The organism is Streptomyces sp. NPDC001663 (assembly GCF_042893105.1).
In the GTDB taxonomy this organism is placed as follows: Bacteria; Actinomycetota; Actinomycetes; order Streptomycetales; family Streptomycetaceae; genus Streptomyces.
The window spans coordinates 220430-235861 of sequence record NZ_JBIAUR010000011.1 but is presented as its reverse complement, the minus strand read 5'-3'; the positions used below and the strand labels follow the sequence as shown (position 1 = coordinate 235861).

Sequence of the window (15432 nt, the reverse complement as noted above, 5' to 3'; positions counted from 1 at the left end):
GCACACCACGCCACTGACATTGCCGTATACGTCTCGGGAAACCCCTGGTCAGACGGCTCGTTCGGGCTCTAGGATGACGCGCTCCGGCCATCCCCCGCGGTCACCGCCCCACCAGGGACCGCCCGACCCCGCGCCGCGATCGTCCCCCCACCGGCGCTGCGACGATGGACTCCCAGACCTCACAGTCATCCCAGCCGTCCCAGTCACCTCAGCCACCTCATACGTTCCAGGTCGACCTGCGCGGTCTGGTGGACCTGCTCTCGCACCACCTCTACTCCAGCCCCAAGGTCTATCTGCGCGAGCTGCTGCAGAACGCCGTGGACGCCATCACCGCCCGGCGTGCGGAGCAGCCCGATGCCCCGGCCAAGGTGCGGCTGCACACGGAAGCGGGTGCCCTGCGTGTCGAGGACACGGGGGTCGGGCTCACCGAGGCGGACGTGCACAACCTGCTCGCGACGATCGGGCGCAGTTCCAAGCGCGCCGACGGGATCGCCGACGGGCTTCAGGCGGTCCGCTCCGACTTCCTGGGGCAGTTCGGCATCGGTCTGCTGGCCTGTTTCGTGGTCGCCGAGCGGATCCGGGTGGTGAGTCGCAGTGCCCGTACGCCGGACGCGGCGCCCGTGGAGTGGACGGCGAGCGACGACGGTTCGTACACCGTGCGGACGCTGCCGCACGAGGCGCGGCCCGAACCGGGCACCACCGTGCACCTGGTGGCACGGGCGGGGGCCGGGGAGTGGCTGGCGCCCGAGCGGGTCCTCTCGCTGGCACGGGACTTCGGGTCCCTGCTGCCGTACGACGTCCGGGTGGACGACGAGGCGATCACGGACCTGCCGGCGCCCTGGGACCGGTCGTACCCCTCCCCCGCCAACCGGCGGGTGGCCCTCGCGCGGCACTGTCACGAGCTGTTCGGCTTCACCCCGCTGGACTCGATCGAGCTGGACGTGCCGCTGGCCGGGATCCGCGGGGTGGCGTATGTGCTGCCGTCGGCGGTCAGCCCGGCGCAGCGGGCGACCCACCGCGTCCATCTCAAGGGCATGCTGCTGACCGAGCGGGCCGAACAGCTGCTGCCCGACTGGGCGTTCTTCGTGCGGTGTGTGCTCGACACGGACAGTCTGCGGCCGACGGCCTCGCGCGAGTCGCTCTACGAGGACGAGACGCTGGCAGGCGTACGGGAGGCGCTGGGCGAAACGATCCGGTCCTGGCTGACCGGGCTCGCGGCCGGCGATCCGGAACGGCTCGCAGCCTTCCTGTCGGTGCACTACCTGGGCGTGAAGTCCCTTGCGCGGCACGACAAGGAGATGCTGCGGACGATGCTGCCGTGGCTGCCCTTCGAGACGACCGACGGGCGGCTGTCCCTGGAGGAGTTCGCGCAGCGGCATCCGGTGGTGCACTTCACGCGGACCGTCGAGGAGTACCGGCAGGTCGCGCCGATCGCGTCCGCGCAGGGCGTCGGGGTGATCAACGGCGGTTACACGTACGACAGCGAGCTGGTCGAGGCGCTGCCCTCGGTACGGCCGGGCACGGTGGTCGCCGAGCTGGACGCGGACACGGTGACGGCGCATCTGGATGCGGTGGATCCGGCGGAGGAGCTGGCGCTGTCGGGGTTCCTGGCGATCGCACGGGCCAAGCTGGACCCACTGCAATGTGACATCGTACTGAGGTCCTTCCACCCCCTCTCGGTCCCCGCCCTGCACCTCGACGACCGCGCAGCCCGCCACGAGCAGGCCCGCGCCGAGGCCGAGGAGCAGGCCGACGACCTGTGGGCGGGCATCCTCGGTTCGCTGCGCGGCAGCGCCCCACGCGCGCGTCTGGTGCTCAACCACCTCAACCCGCTGATCCGGCGCATCAGTTCGCTCGGCGACCCGGAACTGATCGGCACCGCCACGGAGTCCTTGTACGGGCAGGCGCTGCTGATGGCGCAGCGCCCGCTGCGGCCGGCGGACACCGCGCTGCTGAACCGGGCGTTCATCGGGTTGCTGGAATGGGCGACCCACGGCGAATCCGACGCGACGGGCAACTCTTCGGGGGGCGGTCACTGATGAGCGGGATCACGGACTTCGACTCGCTGCGCCGGGCGATGGCGGAGAACTCCGAGCGGCCGGAGGGCCCCGCACGCAACGCGCGCGCGGAGCAACTCCTCGCCGAGGCCGAGAAGCTGGGCATCCCGCTCGCGGTGATCGAGGCGCTCGGACACCAGCTGAAGGTCTACAACTACAGCTCCGAGAAGGACAAGATGTTCGTCCCCTTCGCGCGTCTGCTGCGCATGTGGGACGAGCGGCCCGAGGACTTCGACGAGTACGAGGTCCACTCGCTGCACTGGGTCTTCAAGTGGATGTCGTCCGGCATGCTCGACCAGCCGCACGTCCCGCTCGCCTCCATCGAGAAGTGGCTCGGCGAGATGGAGCACCGCTACCGGCTCGCCGGGCACTCCGAACGGGCCGTGCGCAGCGCCGAGTTCAGTGTGGCGGCACATGTCGGCGACCTCACGCGCGCGGAGCGTGCGTACGCCGCGTGGCTGGCCGCCGACCGGGACAGCATGGCCGACTGCCATGCGTGCGAGCTGCACGGGCAGGGCTGGTGGCAGGCCGAGCGGGGGCGGGACGCCGAGGCGCTCCAGCTGTGGGCGCCGGTCCTGGAGGGCGAGTTCACCTGCGCCCACGAACCGCACACCGTCCTCGCCTCCTCCCTGACGCCCCTGCTGCGGCTGGGCCGCCAGGACGAGGCGCGCGCCCACCATCTGCGGGGCTTCCGGCTGGTGCGGGGCATGGAGAGCATGCGGGGCGCGTACGCGGACCACGTGGAGTTCTGCGCGCTGACCGGCAACGAGGCGCGTGGCCTGGAACTGCTGGCGGAGCGGCCCGCGTACTTCACGGACGACGGACATCCGCGCAGCAGGCTGGACTTCCTGAGCGTGGTGACGCTGCTCATGGACCGCCTCGAGGAGCTGGGCCTGGGCGGCCGGCAGGTGCCGGGACCGGCCGGCCGGGCGTGGACGGCGCGCGAACTCGCCACGCACGCGCGTGCGGAGGCGCTGGCCCTGGCGGCACGCTTCGACGAGCGCAACGGCTCCTCGTACGTCAGCGAGCGGGCACGCGCGCGTATGGAGCAGCGCCCGCTGGTGGACCGGCTGCCTCTCGGGGTGCGCGCGGTGCGCCAGGTCTCCGCGCCTGCGGTGGTGGCACCGCCGGCGCCCGTGAACGCGGCGGAGCAGCCGGACCTGTCCGCCCTGCTGGCCGAGGCCCGCCGCCTGTCGGACACCCTGCAGCCGAACGCCGTCGAGGCGTGGGCGGCGGCGTCCCGGGCCGCCGAGGGCGCCGAACTGGACGCCCGCGACCGCGCCGAGATCGTCGACCACGAGGCGATGGACCGGGGCCCCGAGGGCGCCGAACTCTTCGAGCGCGCCGCCGAGTTGTACGCACAGGCGGGCGACCTCGGGGAGGCACTCGCGGCACGCACGCGTGCGGCGTACGTACGCGCGCTGACGGGGCAGGTGGACGAGGCGCTCGCGGCGGTCGCCGAGCCGTACGACGAGGTCCTGGCGCTCTACGCCGACGACGCCACCGGCGTACGGCAGACCGCGTCCGTGCTGATGGGGCGGGCGCGGATCCTGATGCGGCGGGTGCAGGAGGCGGGCGAGGCGGGTGAGGCCGGCGGCGGAACGGTTCTCCCCGACGCCGAGTCGGCCGTACGGGAGCTGCTGGCGCTCGTCGGCGGGTACGCGGGGGACGACGTGCGGATCGCCTCGCGGGACGCCGAGGCGCAGGCCATGCTCGCCGAGCTGGCGGTGCAGCACGGGGACCTGGAGGCGGCCGTCGAGCTGTTCGGGCGGGCCTCGGCGGGGTTCGTCGGGGCGGGGCTGCCGTGGTTCGCGGTGGAGTACGAGGCTCGGCTGGCCGGGCTGGCCCATCACCTGGGCGACATCTCCGGGGCGGAGCGGGCGCTGCGGGCGGCCCTGGAGCACGGCGGTGCGCATCTGGAGGCGGTCGGGCGGGCCCAGCTGCATCTCCAGCTCGCCGAGGTGCTGGGCGGCCGGGGGCTGTCCGCGGAGGCCGCCGAGCACGCCCTGGAGGCGGCGCACTGGGCCGACGAGGCGGGCGAGGGCCCGACGCTCGGCGCCTGGGCCCGGCAGCAGCTGGGCGGGCTGCTGGTGCGGCAGGGGCGGTGGGCCGAGGCCGCCGAGGTGCTGGAGTCGGCGCTGCCCGACCTGAGCGCCGAGACGCACGGCGACGGCGCCGTCGTACAGACGCAGTGGTGGCTCGGCGACTGTCTGAGCGAGCTCGGCGAGCACCGTGCGGCGGCCGAACGGCGGCTGCAGGCGGCCGAGATCGCCAAGGAGTGGCCCGAGCAGCACGATCACGCCACGCTCGCCCACCTCGCCGCCGAGTCGCTCGGGGCGGCGGGGCTGCCGGAAGAGGCCGACCTGGCCTACGCGCGCGCGGGCGAGCTGTGGCGCTCGCTCGGCAACGTCCACGGCCTCGTCCGCTCCCTGCGCGCCCGCGCGTGGCTGGCGCTGCGCGCGGACGACGGGGCGGACGCGGCACGGGAGTTGATGGCGGGCGCGGTCCGGGAGTGCGAGGCGGCGCTGGACGCCGGAGCGGCCGACGAGGAGGCACGCGAGCGGCTCGTCGCCGAACTCGGGCACACCCACCGGCAGTTCGGCGACCTGCTGGCCCGTTCCGCCTCGGACGACGCCGACGACGACTCGATCCGGGCCGTGCTCGAGGACGCCCTCTCCGAGGTCACCGAGGCCATCGCGGTGTTCGCGTCCCTGGGGGACCACGCCCTGCACAGCCGCACCGGCGCCGAACTCGCCGCCGGCTGGCTGGAGGCCGACCTCAGCCGCCCCGCCCGCGCGGCGGCACGCGCGCGTGCGGTGCTCGCGGCGTACGACGGCGCTCTCGACGCGGACGAGACGGCCCAGGAGCGCCGCGCGGAGGCGGAACAGATGCTGCAGGTCGTCCAGGAGCAGGGCGCCGGCTGAGGAGCTACTCGACGCCGATCAGCAGCAGTGCCCCCTGCCGTCCGCCCCGGTACACCACCGTGTCGACGGCGAGGTACGACTCACGCACGCGTGCCTCCAGGCGGGCGGCGACGGACTCGGGGGCCTCGTCGCCGAGGACGAGGGTGACCAGTTCGCCGCCGGCCTGGAGCATGCGGTCCAGGACGGTCTCGGCGGTGACGGTGACGTCGGAGCCGATCACGGCCACGTCGCCCTCGATGAGGCCGAGGACGTCGCCGGCCTGGCAGATGCCGGCCATGGTCCAGGACTGCCGCTCGGCGACGGCGACCTCGGCGTAGCGGGTCGCGCCGGCCGCCGAGGTCATCGACACGACGTCCTCGTCGAAACGGCGCTCCGGCTCGTGCACGGCGAGCGCCGCGATCCCCTGCACCGCGGACCGCGTCGGGATCAGTGCCACGCGGATGCCCTCCGCGCGGGCCTGCTCGGCCGCCGCCGCGGCGGTGTGGCGCAGGTCGGCGTCGTTGGGCAGCAGCACGACCTCGCGCGCATGGGCCCGCCGTACGGCATCGACGAGTTCCCCGCTCGCGGGCGCCTCCCCGGGGCGCGCGAGCACGGTGGTCGCGCCGGCCTCGGTGTACAGCCCGGCCAGGCCCTCGCCGGGCACGACGGCGACCACGGCGCGCTGGACACGCTCCCGGGGCGGCCGTTCCCCGCCGGTGGTGTGCACGTCGCCGACGCCGAAGTGCGTGATCCGGATCCGGTACGGCCGCCCGGCCTCGACGCCCGCCTCCACGGCGGCGCCCGCGTCGTCCACGTGCACGTGCACGTTCCACAGTCCGTCGCCGCCGACCACGACCAGTGAGTCGCCGAGGGCGTCGAGGCGCTCCCGCAGCCTTGCGACGGCGGCGTCCTCGGCCTCCAGCAGGTAGATCACCTCGAAGGCGGGGCCGCCCGCTTCCGGGGAGGACGCGCAGTCGTCGACGGTTTCCGCGTTCCCGGCAGCCGCCGTACCGCTGTCCACGCGCGCGTGCGCGACAGTTGCCGTATCGCCCTCCACGCGCGCGTACCCGCTGGAAACCACGACCGCCACCGGCGCTTCCCCCGTGAAGGTCTCCACCAGTGCCGCGAGCACCGCCACCAGCCCCCGCCCGCCGGCGTCGACCACCCCGGCGCGCCCCAGGACGGCCAGCTGGCCGGGGGTCGCGGCAAGCGCCGCGCGCGCTCCGTCGTAGGCCGCCCGTGCCACCGCGCCGCAGTCGCCCTCGGCCCCGCCGGCCGCGTCGGCGGCGCCCGCGGCCACCGACAGGACCGTGCCCTCCACGGGATGCGCGACGGCCTGGCGGGCGGAGTCGGCCGCGTGCCGCAGGGCGAGCCGCAGTCCGGAGCCGTCGGTGTGAGGCGTCTCACCGTCGGCGGCGAGCACCTGCGCCATGCCGCGCAGCAGCTGGGCGAGGATCGTCCCGGAGTTCCCCTGGGCGCCTATCAGCGCGCCGTGCGCCATCGCGCGCGTGGCGTCGGCCAGCGTCGGCTTCCCGGACTCCTCGGAGCCCACTTCATGAGCCGCGAAGACGGCCTCCACCGCGGCGACCGCGGACTCCACGGTCAGATACAGGTTGGTGCCGGTGTCCCCGTCGGCCACGGGGTAGACGTTGATCGCGTCGATCTCCTCGCGCGCGCGGCCGAGCGCCTCCAACGCGAGGCCGCACCAGGTGCGCACCGCGAGAGCATCGAAGAATGTCTGCGGCACCTGCGCCACCTGCGCCTCCTTGAGCCTTTGGACTGGACGCAGCGTAGACCCCGGGCCGGTGTCCGGCGGAAGTGGGCCGGGACGAGACCCTGATCAGCCATGGTAGTTTCGTTGTACTGGCGCAGTCGTTGTATGCTGCTCCGGTTGCCCGATCCACATCGGGCTTTCCCCTGGCACCGCCACTCAGATCTCTGATCCTGCGATCTCGATCCCGGCATGCCGGGACCCAACCGTAAGTGCATCTGAAGTCTTTGGAGTGACCCGTGGCTGCCAACTGCGACGTCTGCGGCAAGGGGCCGGGCTTCGGCAACAACATCTCGCACTCGCACCGCCGTACGTCCCGTCGCTGGAACCCCAACATCCAGCGCGTCCGTACCGTGGTCGGCGGGACGCCGAAGCGCGTGAACGCTTGCACCTCGTGCATCAAGGCCGGCAAGGTCTCGCGCTGACGCACAGCTAAGCGCGCGGCCACTGCTGGTTCGCTGCACTGAGCCGGTCCACCTCACGGTGGGCCGGCTTTTTGCCGTACCCGACAACCGTGCGCCCTGCGAGAATCCCCGGCATGCGCTTCGGCATCCTGGGCCCCCTGGAGGTACGCACCCACGACGGCACCCCCGTCGACCCCGGAGGGCCCCGCCCCCGCGCCCTGCTCACCCTCCTGCTCCTCGACGGGGGCCGGACGGTCTCCGTGGAACGCCTCATCGACGGCCTCTACGGCGCCGAACCGCCCGCCGGAGCCTCGAACGCGCTCCAGTCCCAGATCTCGCGTCTGCGCAGGCGCCTGGCCCCGCACACGCAGATCGAGGCGGCCCCGGCCGGCTATCGCATCGTCACCGTGCCCGACGCGGTCGACGCCCACCGGTTCGAGCAGCTGGTCGCGCAGGGACGTGCTGCCCTCGCCGCCGGAGATCACCGACTAGCCGCCTCCGAACTCCGGGACGCCCTCGCCCTGTGGCGCGGCCCCGCCCTGCCCGACCTCCCGGACGCGCATGCCGAGACCGCGCGGCTCGAGGAGCTGCGACTGGCCGCCGTACAGGACCGGATCGAGGCGGATCTGGCGCTCGGCGGCGGCCCCGAGCTCGTACCGGAGCTGCGGGCGCTGCTGTCGGACCACCCGCTGAGCGAGCGGCTGTACGGGCAGCTGATGCGGGCCCTGCACGCGGGCGGACGGCCCGCCCAGGCGCTCGCGGTGTACGAGGAGGCCCGGCGCGCCCTCGCGGACGAACTGGGCGCCGATCCCTCGCCGGAGCTGTCCGCACTGCACCAGGAGCTGCTGCGGGGCGCGGAGCCCGAGCGGCGCCGTCTGCCGGTGCAGCTGACCCGTTTCGTCGGCCGTGAGAGCGAACTCACCCGGATCGCCGCGCTGTTGACCGATTCCCGTCTGGTCACGCTCACCGGACCCGGCGGGGCGGGCAAGACACGGCTGGCGATCGAGGCGGCGAACCCTCTCGCCGGCGTCTGTTTCGTCGAGCTCGCTCCCCTCACCGACGGGCAACAGATCCCGTACGCCGTCCTGACCGCACTGGGGGTGCGGGACGGCTTCCGCTCGCCCACGACCGACAGCACCGACCGGCTCCTGGCCGCTCTGGATGGCCGCGATGTCCTTCTGGTCCTCGACAACTGCGAGCACCTGGTGGAGGACGCGGCCCGGCTCGCCTCCCTGCTCCTCGCCTCCTGCCCCGGCGTGCGTGTCCTCGCCACCAGCCGGGAGTCCCTCGGCATCACCGGTGAGGTCCTGGTCCCGGTGCCGCCGCTGCAACCGGAGCCTGCCGTGCGGCTCTTCCTGGACCGCGCCCGGGCCGTCCGGCCCGGTTTCGACGGCCACGCGCGCGTGCCCGACATCTGCGCCGCCCTCGACGGGCTCCCCCTCGCCATCGAACTGGCGGCGGCCCGCCTGCGCACGCTGACCCCGGACGAGCTCGCCGACCGCCTCGACGACCGGTTCCGGCTGCTCTCCCGCGGCGACCGCTCGAAGGCACCCAGGCACCGCACCCTGCGCGCGGTCGTGGAGTGGAGCTGGGAACTGCTGGAGGACGAGGAGCGGGAGCTGGCGCGGCGGCTGACCGTGTTCTCCGGAGGCGCCACGCTGGAGGCCGTCGGGGCGGTGTGCGGGCTGCCGTACCCGGAGGACGTGCTGGCCTCCCTGGTCGAGAAGTCGTTCCTGGAGGTGTCCGAGGGGCGCTACCGGATGCTGGAGACGATCCGGGCGTTCGCCGCAGAGGACGCGAGGGACACGAGGGACACGGAGGAGCTCGGGGACACCCACGCCGGCTACTTCCTGCGGCTGGCCGAGGAGGCCGAGCCGCACCTGCGCGGCGGTGGGCAACTGCCCTGGCTGGCCCGGCTGGCCGCCGAGCACGCCAATCTGGACACGGCTCTGCACCACCTCGTGCGCCGCGACACCGGCCTGGCCCTGCGCCTCATGGGCCCCCTCTCCTGGTTCTGGCGGCTGCGCGGAGTTCACGGCGAGCGGGTGGCGACGGCACGGCAGTTGCTGACCGCCGTCGGAGACGCGCCGCCGCCCGGACTGGAGGAGGAGTACGTGCTCTGCGTGATCAACGCCCTCTCCGGCGCGGGCGACGAACCCGAGCTCATCGCGCGCGTGGACACCGTCCTGTACGGGTACCAGGGGCCGCTCAGGCTGCCGTACATCCTCGTGCTGTGGGCGGTCGCGGCCGGTCCACGGCCCGCCACCGACGCGCACGCCCTCACCCTGGCCGGCGACTCCCCCTGGGCGCACGCCCTGCTGGACGTGGGCCTCGGCTTCCGGGCGCAGTACGCGGGCCGGCCCCGGGAGTCCGAGGAGTGCTTCGCCCGGGCGCTGGTGGGATACCGGACCACCGGTGACCGCTGGGGCATGGCCAACTGCCTCGACCCGCTGGGCATGTTCGCCCACGCACGCGGTGAGTCCGAGCGCGCCCTGGAACTGCTCGACGAGGGCCTGGCGTACGTGCGGGAACTGGCCGCACCGGAGGAGACCGCCGATCTGCTGCGCACCCGGGCCACCGTGCTGCTGCACCGGGGCGACACGGCGGCCGCCGTGGCCCACTTCGAACAGGCGCTGACGCTTGCGCGGGGCGCCGGGCTCCCCGACAAGGTGGCGGCCGCCCGCCGGGGCCTCGGCGACGCGGCCCGGCTGTCCGGGGACACGGCACACGCGCGCGTGCACTACGAGAACGCCCTCCAGGAGTGTGCCGCCAACTGGTTCAGCGTCGGCGAGACCGTCCGCAGCCTGATCGGGCTCGGCCGCACGGCCGCCGCCGAGGGGCACACCGAGGAGGCCCGCGACTGGTTCCGGCAGGCCGCCGAGCTGGCCGTGGAGGGATGGGGCGACCTGGAACTCGCCGACGCGGCCGAAGCGTTGGCCTCCACCGCCGACTCCGCCGAGCGGGCCGCGGTGCTGCTGGGCGCGGCCGTGGGCCTGCGGGGGCTGCGGACCGAGGGCGACCCGGACGTCGTGGGCATCGACCGGGAGATACGGGCGAAGCTGTCCGCCGAGACGTACGACCAGGCCTTCGAGCAGGGCCTACGGCTGCGGTCAGCGGCGGTCAGCGAACGGTAGGGGGACGGTCAGCGCCCCCGCCGAAGCTCGCCGCATGACAAAGAATCTCGCTCACCTCAGCGTCCTGATCTCCGGCGCCAGCGTCGCCGGACCCGCCCTCGCCCTCAACCTCTCCCGGCTCGGCGCCCGCGTCACCGTCGTCGAGAAGGCGCCCGAGCTGCGCGGCGGCGGCTTCGCGGTCGACTTCCGCGGCCACGTCCACCGCACGGTCCTGACCTCCATGGGCATCTGGGACGAGATCCACGCCCGCCAGACCCACATGGGCCGCCAGACCGTCGTCGACGCCGACGGCAGCCCGCGCGTGGACCTGCCCGCCGAGCTGATGAGCGGCGACGTGGAGATCTTCCGCGGCGACCTCGCGCAGATCATGTACGAGCGCACCAGGAACGACGTCGAGTACGTCTTCGGCGACTCGATCGCCTCCCTCACCGAGGACGCCGACGGCGTCGACGTCACCTTCGACAAGGGCGCTCCCCGCCGCTTCGACCTGGTCGTCGGCGCCGACGGGCTGCACTCGAACACCCGCCGGCTCGTCCTCGGTGACGAGTCCCGCTACCTGCGCTTCTTCGACCACTACGTGGCCGGCTTCGACGTCCCCAACCACCTGGGCCTGGACCGCAGCGGCCGCGTCTACAGCGAGCCCGGCCGCGCGTTCGTCATCGGCAACTACGACGGCGATCCGGACCGCGCGGGCGCGCTGCTGGTCTTCCGGTCCGAGGAGCTGTCGTACGACCGCAGGGACGTCACGGCGGTGAAGGAGATCCTCCGGGAACGTTTCGCCGGGATGGGCTGGGAGACGCCGTCCGTCCTCAAGGCCCTCGAAGAGGCCGACGACGTGTACTTCGACGCGATCGCCCAGATCCATGTCGACCGCCTCACCAAGGGGCGCGTGGTGCTGCTCGGGGACGCCGGGTACGGGGCGACCATGGGCGGCATGGGGACGGGTGTGGCGATCGTCGGCGCGTATGTCCTCGCCGGTGAACTCGCCCTCGCGGACGGCGACTTCCGCACCGCCTTCGCCGAGTACGAGACCCGGATCCGTGACTTCGCCAAGGGCTGCCAGAAGATCTCCGGCAACGCGGGCCCGTTCTTCGCCCCGGCGACCGAGCGGCGGATCCGCAGCCGCGACCGGATGTACCGGATCCTCGGCTCCCGCCCGCTGGCCCGCTTCTTCAAGAGGCTGACCGAGAAGGCGGCCACGGACATCAGGCTGAGGGACTACCCGGCCCTGCTTGAGGCCTGAGCGCCCAGGCATGGTCCACGGGCCCGATCCCCCCGCCGAGTGCGAACCCGGCCGCGATCGCCCCGGTGACGTACTCCTTGGCCGCCGCCACCGCCTGAGGCACGGACTGCCCCTTCGCGAGCTGCGAGGCGATCGCGGACGCGAGGGTGCAGCCCGTGCCGTGCGTGTGCCGGTTGTCGAGGCGCGGGGCGCGAAACCAGTGCTCCTCGGCGCCGTCGGTGAGCAAGTCGACCGCGTCGCCGGGGAGATGACCGCCCTTGATGAGCACCCACTTCGGCCCATACGCCAGCACGGCCGCCGCGGCCTCCCGCAGCCGGCCCTCCGACTCGACCCGTACGCCGGTGAGTTGGGCGACCTCGTCGAGATTCGGGGTCGCCACCGTCGCCACCGGCAACAGCTTCGTCCGTACGGAATCCAGCGCGGACGCGGCCAGCAGCGGGTCCCCGTGCTTGGAGACGCCCACCGGGTCCACGACGGCCGGCGCATCGGTGGAACCGATCAACTCGGCCACCGCCTCGACCAGTTCGGCCGAGGCCAGCATCCCGGTCTTCACGGCCTGTACGCCGATGTCGTCGACCACACTCCGGTACTGGGCCCGCACCGCCTCCACCGGCAGCTCCCAAGCCCCCTGCACCCCAAGGGAGTTCTGCGCGGTGACCGCCGTGACGACGCTCATGCCGTGCACGCCGAGCGCAAGCATCGTCTTCAGGTCGGCCTGGATTCCGGCCCCGCCACCGGAGTCGGAGCCCGCGACCGTCAGCACCCGGGGCTTCACGACTCGATGTCCCCGAAGTGGTCCCAGCCGCCCTTGCTGGTCCACGGCGCCCCGTCGACCGTGACCTGGGGCAGCGCCGAGGGGTTGAGCACCTCGCCGATCACCTTCCAGCGGGCCGGCAGCTTCACGTCCGGCGGGAAGGTCGCCACGATCGCGTGGTCCTCTCCCCCGGTCAGCACCCACTGCATGGGGTCGACGCCGACGGCCTGCCCGATGTCGTTCATCTGGGACGGGATGTCGATCGAGCCGGAGCGGATGTCGATACGGACCTTGCTGGCCTCGGCGATGTGCCCGAGGTCGGCGATCAGCCCGTCGCTCACGTCGCACATCGCGGTCGCACCGAGCGCGGCCGCCGCCGGACCGGCGTGGTACGGCGGCTCCGGGCGCCGGTGCGCCTCCACGAACGCGCGCGGCGAGCGGAAGCCGCGGGAGAGCACCGCGTACCCGGCGGCGGACCAGCCCAGCCAGCCGGTCACCGCGACCAGGTCGCCGGGCTGGGCGCCGCCCCGGGTGATCGGCTCCTGGTTGCGCAGGTCGCCGAGCGCGGTGATCGCCACCGTGATCGTGTCACCTCGTACGACATCGCCGCCGACCACCGACGCGCCCGCGACCTGGCACTCGTCGCGGATGCCGTCCATCAGCTCGCTCGGCCAGGTCACCGGGAGTTCGGCGGGCACGACCAGGCCGAGCAGCAGTGCGGTCGGCACGGCGCCCATGGCGGCGATGTCCGCGAGGTTCTGCGCAGCGGCCTTACGTCCCACGTCGTAGGCGGTGGACCAGTCGCGGCGGAAGTGCCGTCCCTCCAGGAGGATGTCGGTGCTGGCCACGACCCGTCGGTCGGGCGCGGCGACCACCGCGGCGTCGTCGCCGGGGCCGACCCGGACCGCCGGGGTGGTGGTGAGACGGGAGGTGAGCTCCCTGATGAGCCCGAACTCCCCGAGCTCACCAACAGTGCCCTTCATTGCCCTTGCTCCCCTTCTGTCCCTTGCCGTTCCCGGTCGCGCGTCATCAGTGTCCTCGATACGGTCGAGATGACCGTCAACTTCTGCCGTGCCTGCACCCTGGCGCGCAAGCCCCGGTCTCCGCGGGTCTCCCCGCGGCGAGCGGCGACGCGATACCGTGGCGTTCCTTTTCCCCACATGATCCTCGTGGCCGCCCTGGAGGTTCCGTGGTACAGGCGTACATCCTGATCCAGACGGAGGTCGGCAAAGCGTCGACCGTCGCCGAAACGATCAGCAAGATTCCTGGGGTGATCCAGGCCGAGGACGTGACAGGACCTTATGACGTGATCGTGCGGGCCCAGGCCGACACCGTGGACGACCTCGGCCGCATGGTGGTCGCGAAGGTCCAGCAGGTGGACGGCATCACCCGCACCCTGACCTGCCCGGTCGTGCATCTGTAGCCCCCGTCTACCCTTGGCCGGTGAACTTCTTCCGTCACCGGCACCGCACTGTTCTCGGGCTGCCCGCACTCGCCGTCGTGTTGATCACGGCCGCGGGCTGCTCCTCAGCAGACGACAGCGCCCGGGCTGCGGTTCCCGGCCCGGGCGCGAAGGTCACCAAGCTGTGTCAGAACCTGGACAAGGTGCTGCCGTCCAAGGTCGACGGCCAGGGCCGCAAGGACCCCGAGCCCGCCTCCGCGTTGACCGCGGGCTGGGGCGACCCGGCGATCATACTGCGCTGCGGTGTCGACCGGCCCGCCGAGATGGACGACCCCGAGGCCGACGGGGTCGAGGTGAACGGCGTGGGCTGGCTCCTGCAGAAGCAGAAGGACGGGTCGTTCCGTTTCACGACGACGCTGCGGAAGGCCTACGTCGAGGTGACGATCCCGAAGGACCGTACGGGAGACGGAATGGCTCCGCTGGTCGACCTCGCGCAGTCCGTCAAGAAGGCGATCCCCGCAGGGATCGCCGACTAGTGCCTAACGAAGTCCCGTGGACCTGCGCAGCGCCGCCTGCACCAGGCGGTCCACCAGCTCGGGGTAACTGATCCCGCTCGCCTGCCACATCTGCGGGTACATCGAGATCGGCGTGAAGCCGGGCATGGTGTTGATCTCGTTGATCACGAACTCCCCGCCCTCCGTGAGGAAGAAGTCCGCCCGCACCAGCCCCTCGCACGAAGCCGCCTCGAAGGCGTCCACCGCGAGCCGCTGCACCTCGGCCGTCTCCTCGGGCGTCAGCGGCGCCGGCACGATCCCCGGGGTCGAGTCGATGTACTTGGCCTCGAAGTCGTAGTACGCGTGCGCGTCCGGCGGCGGGATCTCCGCGGGCACGGAGGCCCTCGGCCCGTCCTCGAACTCCAGGACGCCGCACTCGATCTCGCGGCCCCGCACCGCCGCCTCGACGAGGATCTTCGGGTCGTGCCGCCGGGCCTCGGCGATCGCCTCGTCGAGCCCGGACAGGTCGTCGACCTTGGTGATGCCGATCGACGAACCCGCGCGCGCGGGCTTCACGAACAGCGGCCACCCGTGGTCGCCGGCAAGGTCGATGATCTTCTTGCGGGCGGCCGACTCGTCCTGCTCCCACTCGCGGGGCCGGATCACCACGTACGGGCCGACCTTGAGCCCGAAGGAGGTGAACACCCGCTTCATGTACTCCTTGTCCTGGCCGACGGCCGACGCGAGCACACCGGAACCCACGTACGGGATGCCGGAGAGCTCCAGCATGCCCTGCAGGGTGCCGTCCTCGCCGTACGGGCCGTGCAGGACGGGGAAGACGACGTCGATCTCGCCGAGCGCCTTGGGCACCGATCCCGGCTCGCTGTAGACGACTTCGCGGTTCGCGGGGTCGACGGGGAGCACCACTCCGCCCTCCCTCGACTCGGCGAGCTCCTCGACGTCGGGCGTGCGGCGTTCGGTGATCGCCATGCGTTCCGGTTCGTCGGCGGTGAGCGCCCAACGGCCTTCCCGTGTGATGCCGATCGGCAGGACGTCGTACTTGGTCCGGTCGATCGCCTTCAGTACGGCGCCGGCGGTGACCGCGGAGATCCCGTGTTCGGAGCTGCGTCCGCCGAACACGACGGCCACGCGCGGCTTGCGAGGCGGCTGCTCAGGGCTCTGGGGGAGGTTCTCGGTGCTCATATCGCGTTGAGAGTACCCGTTGGTAGTGCCCTGAGACAGCGTCCGCCCCGCGCCGGGAAAACAGCGT

11 protein-coding genes are annotated in these 15432 nt (G+C 72.8%); 7 read left to right on the top strand and 4 right to left on the bottom strand.

Features of this window, described 5'->3' with window-relative positions:
- The first annotated feature begins 164 nt into the window (after positions 1-164).
- A complete protein-coding gene (locus tag ACFY1L_RS33285; protein WP_388832354.1) occupies positions 165-2039 on the top strand; it encodes an HSP90 family protein in 1875 nt (624 codons plus the stop codon).
- Positions 2039-4981: a tetratricopeptide repeat protein gene (locus ACFY1L_RS33280; protein WP_388832351.1), complete on the top strand. Its 2943-nt coding sequence runs from the start codon at positions 2039-2041 to the stop codon at positions 4979-4981. The genes ACFY1L_RS33285 and ACFY1L_RS33280 overlap by 1 nt, the downstream gene beginning before the upstream one ends.
- A gap of 4 nt (positions 4982-4985) precedes the next feature.
- Here ACFY1L_RS33280 and ACFY1L_RS33275 read toward each other — a convergent pair whose 3' ends face one another.
- Positions 4986-6716 carry a DAK2 domain-containing protein gene (locus ACFY1L_RS33275; protein WP_388832348.1) on the bottom strand — a complete coding sequence of 577 codons (1731 nt, stop codon included), beginning with the start codon at positions 6714-6716 and terminating at the stop codon, positions 4986-4988.
- Between the two features lie 254 nt (positions 6717-6970).
- On the opposite strand from ACFY1L_RS33275, the gene rpmB reads away from it, so the two are divergent.
- From rpmB to ACFY1L_RS33260, 3 genes are all read left to right on the top strand, one after another.
- On the top strand, positions 6971-7156 hold the full coding sequence (gene rpmB / locus ACFY1L_RS33270) for a 50S ribosomal protein L28 (RefSeq protein ID WP_003993230.1): 186 nt from the start codon (positions 6971-6973) through the stop codon (positions 7154-7156).
- A gap of 113 nt (positions 7157-7269) precedes the next feature.
- Positions 7270-10269, top strand: coding sequence for a BTAD domain-containing putative transcriptional regulator (locus ACFY1L_RS33265; RefSeq protein WP_388832345.1), 3000 nt, complete (start codon positions 7270-7272; stop codon positions 10267-10269).
- A gap of 34 nt (positions 10270-10303) precedes the next feature.
- Positions 10304-11512, top strand: a complete 1209-nt coding sequence (locus ACFY1L_RS33260) for an FAD-dependent monooxygenase (RefSeq protein WP_388832342.1) — start codon at positions 10304-10306, stop codon at positions 11510-11512.
- Here the strand turns inward: ACFY1L_RS33260 and thiD are convergent.
- Positions 11475-12287 carry a bifunctional hydroxymethylpyrimidine kinase/phosphomethylpyrimidine kinase gene (gene thiD, locus ACFY1L_RS33255; protein ID WP_388832339.1) on the bottom strand — a complete coding sequence of 271 codons (813 nt, stop codon included), beginning with the start codon at positions 12285-12287 and terminating at the stop codon, positions 11475-11477. The genes ACFY1L_RS33260 and thiD overlap by 38 nt on opposite strands.
- Positions 12284-13249 carry a thiamine-phosphate kinase gene (locus ACFY1L_RS33250; RefSeq protein ID WP_388832336.1) on the bottom strand — a complete coding sequence of 322 codons (966 nt, stop codon included), beginning with the start codon at positions 13247-13249 and terminating at the stop codon, positions 12284-12286. Before ACFY1L_RS33250 ends, thiD begins: the two co-directional genes overlap by 4 nt.
- Positions 13250-13455: 206 nt before the next feature.
- Between ACFY1L_RS33250 and ACFY1L_RS33245 the strand changes: the two genes are divergently transcribed.
- A complete protein-coding gene (locus ACFY1L_RS33245; RefSeq protein WP_003997603.1) occupies positions 13456-13689 on the top strand; it encodes an Lrp/AsnC family transcriptional regulator in 234 nt (77 codons plus the stop codon).
- 20 nt (positions 13690-13709) lie between these two features.
- Positions 13710-14204: a DUF3515 domain-containing protein gene (locus ACFY1L_RS33240; RefSeq protein ID WP_388832333.1), complete on the top strand. Its 495-nt coding sequence runs from the start codon at positions 13710-13712 to the stop codon at positions 14202-14204.
- Between the two features lie 3 nt (positions 14205-14207).
- Here ACFY1L_RS33240 and ACFY1L_RS33235 read toward each other — a convergent pair whose 3' ends face one another.
- On the bottom strand, positions 14208-15365 hold the full coding sequence (locus ACFY1L_RS33235; protein ID WP_388832330.1) for a D-alanine--D-alanine ligase family protein: 1158 nt from the start codon (positions 15363-15365) through the stop codon (positions 14208-14210).
- Positions 15366-15432 lie beyond the last annotated feature (67 nt).

Bases quoted from the DNA above. Each gene is read 5' to 3' on its own strand.
- ACFY1L_RS33265 (WP_388832345.1), top strand. From the start codon at position 7,270: ATGCGCTTCGGCATCCTGGGCCCCCTGGAGGTACGCACCCACGACGGC.
- ACFY1L_RS33285 (WP_388832354.1), top strand. From the start codon at position 165: ATGGACTCCCAGACCTCACAGTCATCCCAGCCGTCCCAGTCACCTCAG.
- ACFY1L_RS33280 (WP_388832351.1), top strand. From the start codon at position 2,039: ATGAGCGGGATCACGGACTTCGACTCGCTGCGCCGGGCGATGGCGGAG.
- ACFY1L_RS33235 (WP_388832330.1), bottom strand. From the start codon at position 15,365: ATGAGCACCGAGAACCTCCCCCAGAGCCCTGAGCAGCCGCCTCGCAAG.
- ACFY1L_RS33250 (WP_388832336.1), bottom strand. From the start codon at position 13,249: ATGAAGGGCACTGTTGGTGAGCTCGGGGAGTTCGGGCTCATCAGGGAG.
- ACFY1L_RS33260 (WP_388832342.1), top strand. From the start codon at position 10,304: ATGACAAAGAATCTCGCTCACCTCAGCGTCCTGATCTCCGGCGCCAGC.